At 70.8% G+C, this 15,718-nt stretch carries 15 protein-coding genes; 14 read left to right on the forward strand and 1 reads right to left on the reverse strand.

From position 1 onward, the window contains the following. Positions 1-24: 24 nt before the first annotated feature. The 14 genes from LTT61_RS29395 to LTT61_RS29460 all read left to right on the forward strand — a co-directional run bounded on the left by LTT61_RS29395 (position 25) and on the right by LTT61_RS29460 (position 14,626). The gene (locus LTT61_RS29395) at positions 25-1,410 is read left to right on the forward strand and encodes an ABC transporter substrate-binding protein (protein WP_233017255.1); all 1,386 of its coding nucleotides are present in this window, start codon (positions 25-27) and stop codon (positions 1,408-1,410) included. Positions 1,411-1,426: 16 nt separating this feature from the next. Continuing rightward, positions 1,427-3,550, forward strand: a complete 2,124-nt coding sequence (locus LTT61_RS29400; protein WP_233017256.1) for an ABC transporter permease — start codon at positions 1,427-1,429, stop codon at positions 3,548-3,550. Then, positions 3,528-4,241 (forward strand): ABC transporter ATP-binding protein, encoded by a 714-nt coding sequence (locus tag LTT61_RS29405; protein WP_233017257.1) that lies wholly within the window; start codon positions 3,528-3,530, stop codon positions 4,239-4,241. The genes LTT61_RS29400 and LTT61_RS29405 overlap by 23 nt, the downstream gene beginning before the upstream one ends. Next, on the forward strand, positions 4,238-4,996 hold the full coding sequence (locus tag LTT61_RS29410; protein ID WP_233017258.1) for an ABC transporter ATP-binding protein: 759 nt from the start codon (positions 4,238-4,240) through the stop codon (positions 4,994-4,996). The genes LTT61_RS29405 and LTT61_RS29410 overlap by 4 nt, the downstream gene beginning before the upstream one ends. Beyond that, positions 4,993-5,376, forward strand: coding sequence for a hypothetical protein (locus LTT61_RS29415; protein WP_233017259.1), 384 nt, complete (start codon positions 4,993-4,995; stop codon positions 5,374-5,376). The genes LTT61_RS29410 and LTT61_RS29415 overlap by 4 nt, the downstream gene beginning before the upstream one ends. 192 nt (positions 5,377-5,568) lie before the next feature. Beyond that, positions 5,569-6,735, forward strand: a complete 1,167-nt coding sequence (locus tag LTT61_RS29420) for an acyl-CoA dehydrogenase family protein (RefSeq protein ID WP_233017260.1) — start codon at positions 5,569-5,571, stop codon at positions 6,733-6,735. Next, positions 6,735-7,499 (forward strand): SDR family NAD(P)-dependent oxidoreductase, encoded by a 765-nt coding sequence (locus LTT61_RS29425; protein WP_233017261.1) that lies wholly within the window; start codon positions 6,735-6,737, stop codon positions 7,497-7,499. The genes LTT61_RS29420 and LTT61_RS29425 overlap by 1 nt, the downstream gene beginning before the upstream one ends. After that, positions 7,499-8,722: a CaiB/BaiF CoA transferase family protein gene (locus LTT61_RS29430; protein WP_233017262.1), complete on the forward strand. Its 1,224-nt coding sequence runs from the start codon at positions 7,499-7,501 to the stop codon at positions 8,720-8,722. The genes LTT61_RS29425 and LTT61_RS29430 overlap by 1 nt, the downstream gene beginning before the upstream one ends. After that, positions 8,719-9,540 carry an enoyl-CoA hydratase/isomerase family protein gene (locus LTT61_RS29435; protein ID WP_233017263.1) on the forward strand — a complete coding sequence of 274 codons (822 nt, stop codon included), beginning with the start codon at positions 8,719-8,721 and terminating at the stop codon, positions 9,538-9,540. Before LTT61_RS29430 ends, LTT61_RS29435 begins: the two co-directional genes overlap by 4 nt. A 2-nt stretch (positions 9,541-9,542) precedes the next feature. Then, positions 9,543-10,676 carry a thiolase family protein gene (locus tag LTT61_RS29440; protein ID WP_233017264.1) on the forward strand — a complete coding sequence of 378 codons (1,134 nt, stop codon included), beginning with the start codon at positions 9,543-9,545 and terminating at the stop codon, positions 10,674-10,676. Positions 10,677-10,678: 2 nt separating this feature from the next. Then, positions 10,679-11,830, forward strand: coding sequence for an acyl-CoA dehydrogenase family protein (locus LTT61_RS29445; protein WP_233017265.1), 1,152 nt, complete (start codon positions 10,679-10,681; stop codon positions 11,828-11,830). A 196-nt stretch (positions 11,831-12,026) separates the two neighbouring features. Beyond that, a complete protein-coding gene (locus LTT61_RS29450) occupies positions 12,027-13,349 on the forward strand; it encodes an aromatic ring-hydroxylating oxygenase subunit alpha (protein ID WP_233017266.1) in 1,323 nt (440 codons plus the stop codon). Then, a complete protein-coding gene (locus LTT61_RS29455; protein ID WP_233017267.1) occupies positions 13,342-13,671 on the forward strand; it encodes a hypothetical protein in 330 nt (109 codons plus the stop codon). Before LTT61_RS29450 ends, LTT61_RS29455 begins: the two co-directional genes overlap by 8 nt. Positions 13,672-13,735: 64 nt before the next feature. Next, positions 13,736-14,626 carry an SGNH/GDSL hydrolase family protein gene (locus LTT61_RS29460; RefSeq protein WP_233017268.1) on the forward strand — a complete coding sequence of 297 codons (891 nt, stop codon included), beginning with the start codon at positions 13,736-13,738 and terminating at the stop codon, positions 14,624-14,626. Positions 14,627-14,700: 74 nt separating this feature from the next. Here the strand turns inward: LTT61_RS29460 and LTT61_RS29465 are convergent, their stop codons facing one another. Continuing rightward, positions 14,701-15,576 carry an alpha/beta hydrolase gene (locus LTT61_RS29465; protein ID WP_233017269.1) on the reverse strand — a complete coding sequence of 292 codons (876 nt, stop codon included), beginning with the start codon at positions 15,574-15,576 and terminating at the stop codon, positions 14,701-14,703. Between the last annotated feature and the right edge of the window lie 142 nt (positions 15,577-15,718).

Raw genomic sequence — 15,718 nt, forward strand, 5'->3', positions numbered from 1 at the left:
GTGCAGCGGCAGAGGAGGACCACGGTGAAACCGCAGCGAACAGTCGTCGCCCTGATGGCGATCGCGCTCCTGATAGCGGGGTGCGGTCGTGATGGCGGCTCCCGCGAGGAGACCCCGACCGGCGGTGGCAACGCCCCGGCAGCCTCCGGTGACTTCGGCTCCCTGAGCGATGTCTGCAAGCCGGGCAGCCCCGGGGCCTCGTCGGCCCAGGGCGTCTCCGACACCGAGATCGAGGTCGGCGTCTTCTCCGACATCGGTTTCACCAAGAACCCCGACTTCGTTGATGCCGCCAAGGTCTTCACCTCCTGGTGCAACGCCGCGGGCGGCATCAACGGCCGCAAGATCTCGACGAACCTGCGCGATGCCAAGCTCATGGAGGTGCGCCAGCGCATGCTGGAGGCCTGCCGGGAGGACTTCTTCCTGGTCGGCGGCAGCGCCGCGCTGGACGGGCTCGGCGTCAAGGACCGGCTGAACTGCCTGCTCCCCGAGTTCCCCGCGCAGGTCACCCAGACCGCGAACACCGGCTCGGACCTGCAGCTGAACGCGGGCTCGACGATGTCGGAGAACGTGAACCCCTACACCGGCTTCCAGGATTGGCTGATCAACACCGCCTACCCGGACTCCAAGGGCGCGATCGGCATGATCAACGGTGACAATCCGATCACCAAGGTGATGGGCGAGAAGCTCACCGAGTCGCTCAAGGCGGCGGGCGCGACCATCACCTACAGCGATCTGTACCCGATCTCCGGCGTGCCGGACTGGACCCCCTACGCGCAGGCGATCAAGGCCGCGAACGTCAAGGGGCTCATCTTCTTCGGCGAGTTCCGCTACCTCGCGAAGCTCGAAGAGGTGCTGACCAGCATGAACTATAAGCTGGACTGGATCGACGCGAACTCCAACTCCTACAACGAGATCTTCCTGGACGCCGCCAAGACCTCGCTCGGCTTCCAGAACAACGTGGCCGACCTGACCGACACCGCGCCGCTCTCGGCCGCGGCGAAGGTGCCCGCGGTACAGCAGTTGAAGGATCTGTACGCGCAGTACTCACCGGACAGCGACATCACCTTCCAGGGGCTCAAGGCCTTCGGCGCCTGGCTGCTCTTCGCCAAGGCGGCCACCGCCTGCGGCGACGACCTGACCCGCGCCTGCGTCTACAACACCGCGGCGAAGGAGACGAAGTGGACCGGCGGCGGGCTGCAGGCCCCCGTCGACCTCTCCAAGCCCTTCGCCGAGCAGCCGCGCTGCTTCAACGTGCAGCAGGCCACCCCCGACGGCTGGAAGCCGGCGGACTTCAAGCCGAACACCGAGGGCGTCTTCAACTGCGGCTTCACGCCGTACAAGTACACCGCCGACTTCGGCAAGCCGCTGACCCTCGCCGACGTCGGCAAGAGCATCGCCGATCTGAAGTGACGGAGCACGGGCGCTGATGGAACAGTTCCTCGCCTTCGGGATCGTCGGTCTCAGCACCGCGGCGATCTATGCCATCATCGGCAGCGGATTGGTGCTCACCTACACCACGACCGGCGTGTTCAACTTCGCGCACGGCGCGGCGGGCATGGTCTCGGCGTTCGTGTACTGGCAGCTCTCGGTGGGCTGGGGCTGGCCGGTGCCGCTGGCCCTTGCCGCCGTGCTGCTGGTCTTCGCCCCCGGTTTCGGGTTGCTCTTCGGCAAGGCGCTCGCGCCGACCCAGGGGCTCGGTGACGCCGAGAAGCTGGTGATGACGATCGCGCTGCTGAGCGGGCTCATCGTGGTGGCCCGCTGGATCTGGAATCCGAACGAATCCCGTTCGCTGCCCCGGTTCTTCGCGGACAAGTCGTCGATCGACCTCGGCGTGGTGACGCTCACCTGGCACCAGGCGCTCACCATGATCGTCGCGATCGTGGTCGCGGTCGGGCTGCGCGTGCTGCTGACCCGCACCAGGACCGGTGCGGAGATGCGGGCCACCGTCGACGACCGCGCGCTGGTCGGGCTGACCGGCGCCGACCCGCGCAAGGCCAATCGGATCGCCTGGATCCTCGGTATCGAGCTGGCCGCCATCGGCGGCATCCTGATCGCGCCGACGGTCACCCTGGACGCCGCGCAGCTCTCGCTGCTCATCGTCTCCGCCTACACCGCGGCGATCTTCGGCAGGCTGCGCAACCTGCCGATGGTGTTCCTCGGCGCGGTCGTGGTCGGCCTGCTGGAGAGCTACCTGACCGGCTACCTGCCGCAGAACGAGTACCTGCCCGGCCTCCGGCTGGCGGCGCCCGCGCTGCTGCTCTTCCTGGCGCTGCTCGTCTTCCCGCACGGCCGGCTTCGCGGGCGGGACCGCAAGCTCGGCGCGGTGCCGCTGCCCACCCTCGGCGGCTCGGCCGCCTTCGCGGCCGCGGTGGTCGTGCTCGGGCTGATGCTCGCGAGCATGCTCAGCGAGCCGGACCTGATCACCTACGGGGCGATGTTCGCCTGGGGCATGATCGCGCTCTCCTACGTGCCGCTGCTCGGCTTCGCCGGGCAGATCTCGCTCTGCCAGCTCAGCCTGGCCGGGATCGGCGCGGTGGCCTACGGGCACCTCGGGCCGGACGGCCAGTGGTGGGCGCTCTTCGCCGCCATGGGCATCACCGCGGTGGTCGGGGCGGTGATCGCGATCCCGGCGCTGCGGCTCTCCGGCGTCTACATGGCGCTGGCGACCGCCGCCTTCGCGGTGATCCTTGACCGCTGGATCTTCACGCTGCCCTCGTTCGAGCTGTTCGGGGTGAAGATCTCGCTGTTCGACCAGGGCTCGGTCTCCATCGTCGGCCCCGACCTGTTCGGGCTGAAGGTCGAGACCACAGCGGGGATCACGGTCTTCGCCGCGGTCTGCCTGGCCCTGGTCGGAATCGGGATCGCGCTGCTGCGGCGCAGCAAGTACGGCCGCAGGCTGATCGCGCTGCGCGACAGCGAGGCCGCCTACGCCACGCTCGGCGGCAACCTGCTGGTCGCGCGGGTGCTGGTCTTCGCGCTGAGCGCGGCCATCGCCGGGCTCGGCGGCGCGCTCTACGGCATGCAGATCAGCGCGGTGGCGCCGGAGCAGTTCAACCTGGTCGCCGGGTTGCCGATCTTCCTGATCGTCACCATCGCCGGGCTGGGCGCGGTCGGCGCCGGGCTCTTCACCGGCCTGGTCTTCGCCGGGCCGCTGAACGTCATCCCGGTGCTCTGGCCGGGGCTGCTCAACCTCTCGCAGGTGCTGCCCTCGCTCGGCGGCATCCTGTTCGGCGGCGGCGTGCTCAAGGATGGCGCGATCACCCCGCTGCGCCGCGAGTGGTTCCCGATGCTGCGCGACCGGCTGGTCGCCCCGCTGCTCATCGCCGTGATCCTCGGGCTCTGGGGGCTGCGGCTGCTGGAGACCATCGACGGCTGGGAGTTCACCGGGGGCGTCGTGCTCGCGCTGATCGCCGCCCGGGTCTGGCACAGCTCGCGCACCAGGCCCGCCCCGGATCCGGCGGTCGTTCCGGTCGAGTGGTGGGGCGTGAAACGGCCGTTCAAGACCGAGGACGAGGAGGTGCTGGACCGTGCCGTCACTACTGGAAGTTGACGACGTGACCGTGGTGTTCGGCGGCAACCGGGCGCTGGACCGCGCCGGGCTGCGCGCCGAGCGCGGCGCCGTCACCGGGCTGATCGGCCCGAACGGCGCGGGCAAGAGCACGTTGTTCGACGTGATCTGCGGCCTGCGCAACCCGACCACCGGCAGCGTCGCGATCGGCGGCAAGGACGTCACCAAGCTCGGTCCCGCGCGCCGCGCCAAGCACGGGCTGGCCCGCACCTTCCAGCGGCTCGAACTCTTCGGCCGGCTGAGCGTGCGGGACAACCTGCTGGTCGCCGCGGAGCTGGGCCCGGCCAAGCGCAAGGCGGCCCAGGTGGTCACCGAGATCATCGAGCGGCTCGCGCTGCACCACGTCGCCGACCACTCGGCCGACGAGCTGCCCACCGGCACCGCGCGGCTGGTCGAGGTCGGGCGGGCCATCGCGGCCAGGCCGCACCTGATCCTGCTGGACGAGCCCGCCGCCGGCCAGGACCACACCGAGACCGACCGCTTCGCCGGGCTGCTCCGCTCGCTCGCCGACGACGGCACCGCGGTGCTGCTGGTCGAGCACGACATGGGGCTGGTCATGAACGTCTGCGACGAGCTCTACGTGCTCGATCTCGGCAAGATCATCGCCTCCGGCCCGCCCGCGGTGGTCCGCTCGGACGCCTCCGTGCTCGCCGCGTACCTGGGGGAAGTATGACCACCGGATTCACGGCGGAGGCCGTGTCGGCCAACGGCTCCGGACCGGCGCCGCTGCTCGCCCTGGACGGCGTCAAGGCCGCCTACGACGCCATCACCGTGCTGCACGGCGTCGACCTCGAGGTGCGGGCCGGACAGGTGGTGGCGCTGCTCGGGCCGAACGGCGCGGGCAAGACCACCGCGCTCAGCGTCATCTCCGGCACGCACCCGGCCGCCGCGGGCAGGCTGCTGCTCGGCGGCCGCGACGTCACCGGCGCCAACCCGCGCGACCTGGCCAGGGCGGGCGTCTGCCTGATCCCGGAGGGGCGCGGCGTCTTCCCGAACCTGACCGTGCGCGACAACCTGCTCATGATGACCTTCACCGGGCGCCCCCGCGCGGAGATCGAGGAGATCGCGTTCAGCCGCTTCCCGATCCTCGGCGAACGGGCGAACCAGCTGGCGGGCACCATGTCCGGCGGCGAGCAGCAGATGCTGGCGCTGGCCCGCGGCCTGGTCACCGACCCGGCGGTGCTGCTGCTCGACGAGCTCTCCATGGGGCTGGCGCCGCTGGTGGTCGGCCGGCTGTACGAGGAGGTCGCGGAGATCGCGCGGCAGGGCGTCGCGGTGCTCGTGGTCGAGCAGTTCGCCGCCGCCGTGCTCGACATCGCCGACCACGCCGCCGTGCTGGTGCGCGGCCGGGTGGTGCGCCAGGGCCACCCGGACGACGGAATCCGCAACGAATTGGCCGCCCTCTACCTAGGAAGTCACACCCCATGACCGAAACCCGCGCGGACCGTTTCGTCCGCGAACTGCAGGAACTCAAGATCCCCGACCCGGCCGCGGGCCGCTCCGGCCTCTGGCTGCGCACCGGCGTCGTGCTCATGGGGCTCGGCCTCGCCGTCGCGGTGATCTCGTACTTCCTCGCGCACGGCACCACCGACCCGCTGGCGCAGCGCGACGCCATCACCCTCGCGCTCGGCGGCGTGGCCGCGACCATCGTGGGTTCCGCGCTGTTCCTGCGCTATTCGATCACCAACTTCCTCCGCTTCTGGCTCGCCAGGCAGTCCTACGACCTGGACGCGCTCGGGCACCGGGTGGCGGGGGAGACGCGCCTCGACGATGCGGCGCCGACGCCGGTGAACTCGGCGTCGCTCTGACCCGGTGCCACGGCACCCGGGCGACCCGCGCTCGTCCGCGCGCGCCCGCCTCGACTGGGGAGGCACAGGGGTAGCGCGCCGGATGGACGATCGCCGGTCGAAGCCGCCGGTGCGGGAGGTTGGATCGGCCTCCCGCACCGGCGTGCGTTCGACCCGCACGACGAGAAGTGGAGGTGCACAGTGTCCGAAGGAATGAACTTCGAACTGTCCGAGGATCAGCAGCTGATCCGGTCGTCGGTGGCCGAGTTGTGCCGCAAATTCGACGACAACTACTGGATGGAGAAGGACCGGGCGCACGAATTCCCGACGGAGTTCTACGAGACCATCGCGAGCGGCGGCTGGCTCGGCATCACCATCCCCGAGGAGTACGGCGGGCACGGCCTCGGCATCACCGAGGCGACGCTGCTCGCCGAGGAGGTCTCCCGCTCCGGCGGCGGCATGAACGCCGCCAGCTCGATCCACATGTCGATCTTCGGCATGCACCCGGTGGTCGTGCACGGCTCCGAGGAGCTCAAGCAGCGCACCCTGCCCCGGGTCGCCGCGGGCGACCTGCACGTGTGCTTCGGCGTCACCGAACCGGGGGCCGGGCTGGACACGCCGCGGATCACCACCTCGGCCAGGCGCGACGGCGACCACTACGTGATCAACGGCCGCAAGGTGTGGATCTCCAAGGCGCTGGAGTCGGAGAAGATCCTGCTGCTCACCCGCACCACGCCCTACAGCGAGGTGACCAAGAAGACCGACGGCATGACGCTGTTCCTCACCGACCTGAACCGCGATCACGTCGACATCCGGCCGATCGCCAAGATGGGCCGCAACGCGGTGAGCTCCAACGAGCTCTTCATCGACGACCTGCGGGTTCCGGTCGAGGACCGGGTGGGCGAGGAGGGGCAGGGCTTCCGGTACCTGCTCGACGGGCTGAACCCGGAGCGGATGCTGATCGCCGCCGAGGCGCTCGGGCTCGGCCGCGTCTCGCTGGACCGCGCCGCGCGCTACGCCAAGGAGCGGGTCGTCTTCGACCGGCCGATCGGGCAGAACCAGGGCATCCAGTTCCCGCTCGCCGACTCGCTGGCGCACCTGGACGCCGCCGAGCTCATGCTCCGCAAGGCCACCTGGCGCTACGACAACGGCAAACCCTGTGGCCGCGAGGCGAACACGGCCAAGTACCTGTGCGCCGACGCCGGCTTCACCGCCGCCGACCGCGCGCTGCAGACCCACGGCGGCATGGGGTACTCGGAGGAGTACCACGTCGCCCGCTACTTCCGGGAGGCGCGCGTCATGCGGATCGCCCCCGTGAGCCAAGAAATGATCTTGAACTACCTGGGCACGCACGGCCTGGGACTGCCGAGGAGCTACTGATGGCGCAGCGCAACCTGTTCGACCTCACCGGCCGTTCGGCCCTGGTGACCGGCGCGGCCGGCGGCATCGGCTCGGCGGTGGCCGAGGCGCTCGCCGCCGCGGGCGCGGCGGTGCTGGTGACCGACCTGGACGGTGCCGCGGCAGCCGCGGTTGCCGAGAAGATTACGGGAAACGGCGGCACCGCGGCGAGTTTCGCGCTGAACGTGACCGATCGGGACGCGGCGGGCGAGGCGGGTGAGCGCGCCGCCGCGCTCACCGGCGGCACGCTGCACATCGTGGTGAACAACGCGGGCGTCACCGCGCCTGCCATGTTCAAGGACACCACCGCGGAGTCGGTGCGCCAGCTCTTCGAGATCCACGCGCTCGGCACGGTGAACGTCACCCAGGGGGCGCTGCCCTTCCTGGCCACCGACGGCACCGGGCGGGTCATCAACGTCACCTCGGCGGCCGGGCTCGTCGGCACGCTGGGGCAGGTGAACTACTCGGCGGCCAAGGCGGCGATCATCGGGATCACCAAGTCGCTGGCGAAGGAGTTCGCGCGCAAGCAGATCCTGGTGAACGCGCTGGCCCCGCTGGCGGCCACCCCGATGACCGCGACCATCCGCACCGACGACCGCTTCGCGCCCGCGATGCTGGACCGGATCCTGCTGCGCCGCTGGGCCGAGCCGGAGGAGGTCGCGGGGGCGTTCGTCTTCCTCGCCTCGGACGCGGCGTCGTTCATCACCGGGCAGGTGCTGCCGGTGGACGGCGGCACGGTGATCTGATGGGGCCGCTCGCGGGCGTCACCGTCGTCGCGCTGGAGCAGGCGGTCTCGGCGCCCATGTGCACCCGCACGCTGGCCGACTTCGGGGCGCGGGTGATCAAGGTGGAGAACCCGGCGGGCGGGGATTTCGCCAGGCACTACGACGACGTCGTGCTCGGGCAGGCGGCGCACTTCGTCTGGGTGAACCGGGGGAAGGAGTCGGTGGCGCTGGATCTCAAATCCGAGGCCGGCGTCGCCGTTCTGCACCGGCTGCTCGCCGAGGCCGACGTGCTGGTGTCGAATCTGGCGCCGGGTGCGGTCGGGCGGCTCGGGTTGTCCTCGGCCGAGCTGGCCGAGAAGTACCCGGAGCTGATCTCGGTGGAGATCGACGGGTTCGGGGCCGGTGGACCGCTCTCGCACAAGCGGGCCTACGACCTGCTCGTGCAGGCGGAGTCCGGGGTGTGCGCGGTGACCGGCACCGCCGACGCGCCCGCCAAACCCGGGCCGCCCATGGCCGACGTGACCACGGGTTTGTACGCCGCACTGTCCATCCTCGCCGCGCTGTACGAGCGGGACCGTGCTCGTGGTGGCGCGGCAGCCGGCGGCGCGAGTATCGCGGTGAGCCTGTTCGACACGATGGCCGAGATGATGGGGTACCACCTGACCTACGCCAGGCACTCCGGCATCGACCAGCTGCCGCTGGGGATGAGCTCGCCCGCGGTGGCGCCGTACGGCGCCTACCCGACCCGCGACGGCCGCACCGTCGTCCTCGGCACCACCAACGACCGCGAATGGCAGCGCCTCGCCACCGCCGTCATCGACCGCCCCGACCTCGCCGCCGACGACCGCTTCCGGACCAACCCCGGCCGCACCGGGCACCGCGCCGAACTCGACGAAGCCATCGCCGCCTGGTGCGCCCGGCACGACCTCGCCGACATCCAGCGCGTCGCCGACGCCGCCGGGATCGGCAACTCCCGGTACAACCGCCCCAGCGAGGTCCTGAACCACCCCCAGCTGGTCCAGCGCGACCGCTGGCGCGAGATCGACACCCCCGCGGGCCCCATCCCCTCCCTGCTGCCCCCCGCGATCCTCTCCGGCTTCGACCCCCCGATGAACCCGGTCCCCGGCCTCGGTGAACACACCGACACGGTCCTCGCCGAGTTCGGCTACGACGCGGGGGAGATAGCGACCCTGCGGTCGTCGGCGGTCATCGGCGGCGAGTCCCGAGCCGAGGCCACCCCGTGAGCAGCCCGGACGGCGCCGTCCTGCTGACCGACGACCACGACGGCGTCCGGACGTTGACCCTGAACCGCCCGCACCGCAGAAACGCCATCGACGCCGAGCTCTGGCAGGCCCTGGCCGACGCCTTCCGCACGGTGGCGACCGACCGCACCGTGCGGGCTCTGGTACTCCAGGGCGCGGGCTCGGCATTCTGTTCGGGCGCCGACATCTCGGTCCCCGACAACGCCCACCCCATCTACCGCATGCGCGCCCTCACGGACGTGGCGGTCCTCCTGAACGAACTGCCACTGCCGACCATCGCGAAGGTCACCGGCCCGGCCATCGGCGCGGGCTGGAACCTGGCGCTCGGTTGCGACCTCGTGGTCGCCGCCGCATCGGCGACCTTCGCCCAGGTCTTCACCAAGCGCGGCCTGACGATGGACCTCGGCGGCTCCTGGCTCCTTCCCAAACTGGCGGGCATGCAGCAGGCCAAACGCCTCACCATGCTCGCCGAAACCATCGACGCCACCGAGGCGAAAGCCCTCAACCTCGTCACCTGGGTCGTCCCCGACGCCGAGATCGACCCCTTCACCGACGAGCTCGCGCACCGACTGGCCGCGGGCCCCCCGGTGGCACTGGCCCAGACCAAAGCCCTCCTGCACGAGGGCGCCGATCACACCCTGCGCCAGGCCCTCAGCGCCGAGGCCCGCGCCCAGGGCCTCAATTTCGCCACGGCGGACGCGCCGGAAGCCTTCGCCGCGTTCGCCGAACGACGGGAGCCGCGATTCACCGGGCGGTGGACCATCCACCGCCCGCCGATCCGCCCCGAGAACGGGAGCTGAACATGCCCGAGGTAGTCATCGCCGGAGCGGTCCGCACCGCCGTCGGCAAGCGCAACGGCGGCCTGTCCGGGGTACACCCGGCCGACCTCTCCGCCGTCGTGCTGAACGCGCTCGCCGAGCGCACCGGGCTGGACCCGGCCCTGGTGGACGACGTGATCTGGGGCTGCGTCTCCCAGGTGGGCGACCAGTCGAGCAATATCGGCAGGTACGCGGTGCTTGCCGCGGGCTGGCCGGAGAGCATCCCCGGCACCACGGTGAACCGCGCCTGCGGATCGTCGCAGCAGGCCCTCGACTTCGCCGCGCAGGCGGTGCTCTCCGGCCAGCAGGACGTGGTGGTCGCCGGCGGGGTCGAGTCCATGAGCCGGGTGCCGCTCGGCGCGGCCAAGGCGGGCGGCGCGCCGTACGGGCCGCGCGCCCTTGCCCGCTACAACGGCTTCGAGTTCAACCAGGGGATCGGCGCCGAGCTGATCGCCGAGAAGTGGGGCTTCGACCGCACCCGGGTGGACGAGTTCTCCGTGCTCTCGCACGAGCGCGCCGCCGCCGCCCAGGACGCGGGGGCCTTCGCCGACCAGATCGTCGCGGTCGACGGCATCACCGCGGACGAGGGCATCCGCCGCGGCAGCACCGTCGAGAAGCTGGCCGGGCTGAAACCCGCCTTCCGCGAAGACGGCGTGATCCACGCGGGCAACTCCTCGCAGATCTCCGACGGCGCCGCCGCCCTGCTGCTCACCACCCCGGAGAAGGCCCGCGAGCTCGGCCTGACCCCGCTGGCCCGCTACCACGCGGGTGCCGTAGCAGGCTCGGATCCGGTGCTCATGCTCACCGGCCCCATCCCGGCCACCGAGAAGGTGCTGCGCAAGACCGGCCTCGGCATCGGCGACATCGGCGTGTTCGAGGTGAACGAGGCGTTCGCCCCGGTCCCGCTGGCCTGGATCGCCGAAACCGGCGCGGACCCGGCCCTGGTCAACCCGCTCGGCGGCGCCATCGCGCTCGGCCACCCGCTCGGCGGCTCCGGCGCCGTGCTGATGACCCGGATGCTGCACCACATGCGCGACAACGGCATCCGCTACGGCCTGCAGACCATGTGCGAGGGCGGCGGCACCGCCAACGCCACCGTCGTCGAGCTGGTGAGCTGACCGTGCGCCGCGATCTCTTCACCCCCGACCACGAGTCCTTCCGCGAACTGGTGCGGACCTTCGTGGAGAAGCAGGTGGTGCCGAACTACGTCGGCTGGGAGAAGGACGGCAAGCTGCCGCGCGAGCTCTTCGCCGAGATGGGCGAGCTCGGCATGCTCGGCATCGCGCTGCCCGAGGAGCACGGGGGAGCGGGGCTGCGCGACTACCGCTACAACGTGATCCTGCAGGAGGAGGCGTACCGGGCGCAGGTCACGCTCGGCACGGTCCGCACCCAGCTGGACGTCATCCTGCCGTACTTCCTGGAGTACGCGAACGACGAACAGCGGGCGCGCTGGTTCCCCGGGCTGGCGAACGGCACCCTGCTCACCGCCGTCGCCATGACCGAGCCGGGCACCGGCTCCGACCTGGCCGGCATGCGCACCAGCGCGGTCAGGGACGGCGACGAGTACGTGCTGAACGGCGCCAAGACCTTCATCACCGGCGGGCTCCTCGCCGACCTGGTGATCGTGGTCGCGCGCACCTCGACGGACCCGGAGAACCGCCGTGCCGGGCTCACCCTGCTGGTGGTCGAGGACGGCATGCCCGGCTTCGAGCGCGGCCGCGAGCTGGAGAAGATGGGCTGCAAGGTGCAGGACACCATGGAGCTCTCCTTCACCGACGTCCGGGTGCCCGCCCGCAACCGGCTCGGCGAAGAGGGCGCCGCCTTCGGCTACCTCGGCCACAACCTGCCGCAGGAGCGGCTCACCGTCGCCGTCGGCTCGGTCGCCCAGGCGCGCGCCGCCATCGCCGCCACCATCGACTACACGAAGGAGCGCAAGGCCTTCGGCACCCCGGTCGCCTCGTTCCAGAACACCAAGTTCGAGCTGGCCGCCATGAGCGCCGAGGTCGAGGCGGCGCAGACCATGATCGACCGGGCCGTGCTCGACCTGGTGGACGGCGTGCTCTCCGGCGCCGACGCCGCCCGGGTGAAGCTCTTCTGCACCGAGACCCAGGCCAGGGTGGTCGACCGCTGCCTGCAGCTGTTCGGCGGGTACGGCTACATGATGGAGTATCCGATCGCCCGGCTCTACACCGATGCCCGCGTGGCCCGGATCTACGCCGGGACCAGCGAAGTGATGAAGATGATCGTCGCAAGGGACCTCGGGCTCTCCTAGCTCTCAGCGCGCGAAAAACGGCCGGTCGGGCCCTCCTCGGCGGAGGGAACCCGATCGGCCCTTCGGCGTGCCCGCGGCACCGGGGCAACAGTGGTGGTTGACGATTCGCCCGCGGGGTGAAAGTCTGTTGTTCAGATATGAGAATGCTATTCTCGTAGCGGAGACGGCCACTGCCAGTATTAGAGGAGACCGACAAATGCCCTTCTTCCCGAAGCCCGAGGCGGGTACCTGGACCGAGAACTGGCCCGAACTCGGCACGGCTCCCGTCAACTACAACGACTCGGTCGACCCCGAGCACTGGCTGCTCGAGCAGCAGGCCATCTTCAAGAAGACCTGGCTGCAGATGGGGCGCGTGGAGCTGCTGCCGAAGAAGGGCAGCTACGTCACCCGCGAGCTCCCCTCGGCCGGTCCGGGCACCTCGCTGATCATCGTCAAGGACACCGAGAATGTGGTGCGCGCCTTCTACAACATGTGCAGGCACCGCGGCAACAAGCTGGTGTGGAACGACTACCCCGGCGAGGAGGTGTCCGGCGTCTGCCGCCAGTTCACCTGCAAGTACCACGCCTGGCGGTACAGCCTCAAGGGTGATCTGACCTTCGTCCAGCAGGAGGGCGAGTTCTTCGACCTGGACAAGAACCAGTACGGGCTGGTCCCGGTGCGCTGCGAGGTCTGGGAGGGGTTCATCTTCGTCAACCTCGACGACAACGCGGAGCCGCTGGAGGAGTACCTCGGCGAGTTCGGCCAGGGGCTCAAGGGCTACCCGTACCACGAGATGACCGAGCACTACAGCTACCGCTCGGAGATCAACGCCAACTGGAAGCTCTTCATCGACGCCTTCACCGAGTTCTACCACGCGCCGATCCTGCACATGAAGCAGGCGGAGCGGGAGGAGGCGGAGAAGCTGGCCAAGTTCGGCTTCGAGGCGCTCGCCTACGACATCAAGGGCGACCACTCCATGGTCTCGTCCTGGGGCGGCATGTCGCCGCCGAAGGACCTCGGCATGGTCAAGCCGATCGAGCGGATCCTGCACAGCGGGCTGTTCGGGCCGTGGGACCGGCCCGACATCGATGGCATCAAGCCCGACGAGCTGCCGCCTGCCATCAACCCCGGCAGGCACAAGTCCTGGGGCACCGACTCCTTCGAGTTCTTCCCCAACTTCACGCTGCTGTTCTGGGCGCCGGGCTGGTACCTCACCTACAACTACTGGCCGACCGCGGTCGACAAGCACATCTTCGAGGCGGACCTGTACTTCGTCCCGCCGAAGAACCTGCGCGAGCGGCTGTCCCAGGAACTCGCCGCGGTGACCTTCAAGGAGTACGCGTTCCAGGACGCGAACACCCTCGAGGCCACGCAGACGCAGATCGGCACCCGGGTCGTCACCGACTTCCCGCTCTGCGACCAGGAGATCCTGCTCCGCCACCTGCACATGACCGCCCACCAGTACGTGGACCGCTTCAAGGCCGAGCAGAACGGCACGGCCGCCGCCGCCACCAACGGAAAGGATCGCGCCAATGTCTAAGCTGCCCGAGGAATTCGCCGATCTGGAGCGGTTCAGCGACTGGTGCCTGCCGACCGAGGAGGAGCGCTACGCCAAGCGGCTGGCCTCAACCATGGACGAGATGCAGGAGCTCTACGACGCCGGCATGGCGCGGCTCGAGGACATCATGGTCTACGTCGACGCGCGCTTCCCGCTCGCCTCGATGCCGGACGACGCCAAAGCGCTGGTGCACCTCGGGCAGTCCGTCGTCATGGTGAGCTTCCCGATCGAGGTCTGGAAGCAGCCGCGGGTGCTCGACAGCGGCGCCGCCTACATCCAGCTCGTCAAGGAGCCGGTGGTCTAGGCGGTTGCGGCCACGTCCCGCCGAACGCGGGCGGGCGCGGCCCGCACCGGGCCACGGTGGCGGGGTGAAGGTCTTTCTCGCGGCCGTCGCGGTGGCGGCGGCGTTCGCGCTGCCGCACCCGGCGGCCGCCGCCCCGCCGGCGCGCGGCAGCACCCTGGTGGTGCTCGGCGACTCGTTCGCCGCCAACGCCGTGCACTGGGACGCCGCGGAGTGCGTGCGCGGCGCCACCTCGTGGCCCACCCAGCTGAGCAGGCTGCTCGGGGTGGCGGGCACCCCGGACTTCCTGGACGAATCCTGCGCGGGCGCCGCGCTGGAGTCGGCGACCGGCTACACGCCGGCCCTGGAGGCGGTCGAGGCCGATCGGGCCGGTGGGTTCGGGCCGGAGACCGCGCTGGTCGCGATCCAGTTCGGCTTCAACGACGCCTGGGGGAGCGAGAACCCGAAGACGCTGTGGGGATCGCTGGTCTCCTGCGTCTACAACCTGGTCGACGGCTGTGACCGGGAGGCGGCCGCGCAGGGCCGGATCACCGACTTCCGCGCGGTCTCCGGCCCCGCCTACGCCGAGCGGATCGAGCAGGTCGTGCGGTACCTGCGCTACTACGCGCCCGCGGCCCGCATCGTCCTGGTCGGCTACCCGGAGCTCTTCCCGCCGGGCGACACGGTCTGCCTCAACGTGCTCGGTGTCGCCGACTTCACGCAACCCCGCGGCGGTGCGGTAACCGAGTACCTGAACCGGCTCGACACCGCCCAGCGCGAGGCGGCCGCGCTGCTCGGCACCGACTTCTTCGACACGCGCGCGCTCACCGCCGGGCACGGGCTGTGCTCGCCCGAACCGTGGGTGAACGGCACCCTCGACCCGCGCGCCGACCTCACCGGCATCCCCTTCCACCCGTCCGCGCGGGGCGACGCGGTGCTGGCTGCCGCGCTGCACGAGCGGTACGGGAGCCGCCGCTGAGCGCGGGGCCGCGCCCGGCCCCTGCCGAGACGGACGGGTACCTCGCCGCACCGCGGCGGTTCGCCGTCCGCTCGTTACCGCAGTCCGGTCGTCCCGAGGTGCCGATGCAGAAAGTCGAGCTGGTCGGTGACGAGCGCTTCGTGCGCCGGGCCGTCGTAGATGTCGAAGTGGTCGACCCCGGGGTAGATCCGCAGCTCCCCGTGTGGCGCGCTGCGGGCGGCGCGGATGGCCGGGCCGGGCGCGGCAACCCGATCGGCGCCACCGACGCAGACCAGCCACGGGCAGTGCAGCCCATCGGCCGAGCGGATCGGCCGGAACGCGGGCCCGAGCAGCCACCGCGCACTGGCCCGGTTCCGCCACCGGGAATCCTCGCCGGTGGCGACGACCCGGCGCCACCCCCGCTCGCTGTCCGGGGCATTGATGAAGGCGGGCTCGTCGGGCCGGCCGACGGCGGGCAGGTGACCACCGCGGGCGGCGACCAGCAGCATGCGCAACCGCACCGAGGTGGCGGCGCGGTAGGCCTGGGTGCGGATATCGAGGAACGGCACCTGACTGATCACCGCGGCTATCCGCAGGTCGGCCGCGGCTGCGGCCAGCGCGTTCCCGCCGCCCATGGACGAGCCGAAGGTGACGATCCGCTCGGGGTCCGCCTGTCCGCGTGACCGGGCGAAGGCGATGGCGGCGTGCCAGTCGGCGAGCTGGCGGGCGGGGACGAACAGGTCGCGCTCGCCGCCGCTCTCCCCGAAGCCGCGGTGGTCGAAAAGCAGGGCGCCGCAGCCGGCGTCGGCGAAGCGCTCGGCGAACGCGCCGAGCCGGTCCCGGCGGGTGCCGCTGAGGCCGTGTGCCATGACGACGACCGGCGCCGGTGCGGTGGCGCCGCGCGGCGGGTACCACCAGCTCGCGCAGTGCTCGGCGCCGGCGGGGAAGGTCAGGTCTTCGCGTGCGTGCATGGTTCGACTCTGCGGGTGGCCGATCGCCCATGCTGGCGGCTATCGGCCGCGGCGCTGCACACCCGTGGCCGATCCCGGCAATGCCCGGAACTCTGGGGGCGGACCCTCCGACCCATTCCCCGATAAACAGGGCGCTCGTCGG

The organism is Nocardia asteroides, from assembly GCF_021183625.1.
Taxonomy (GTDB): Bacteria; Actinomycetota; Actinomycetes; order Mycobacteriales; family Mycobacteriaceae; genus Nocardia; species Nocardia asteroides_A.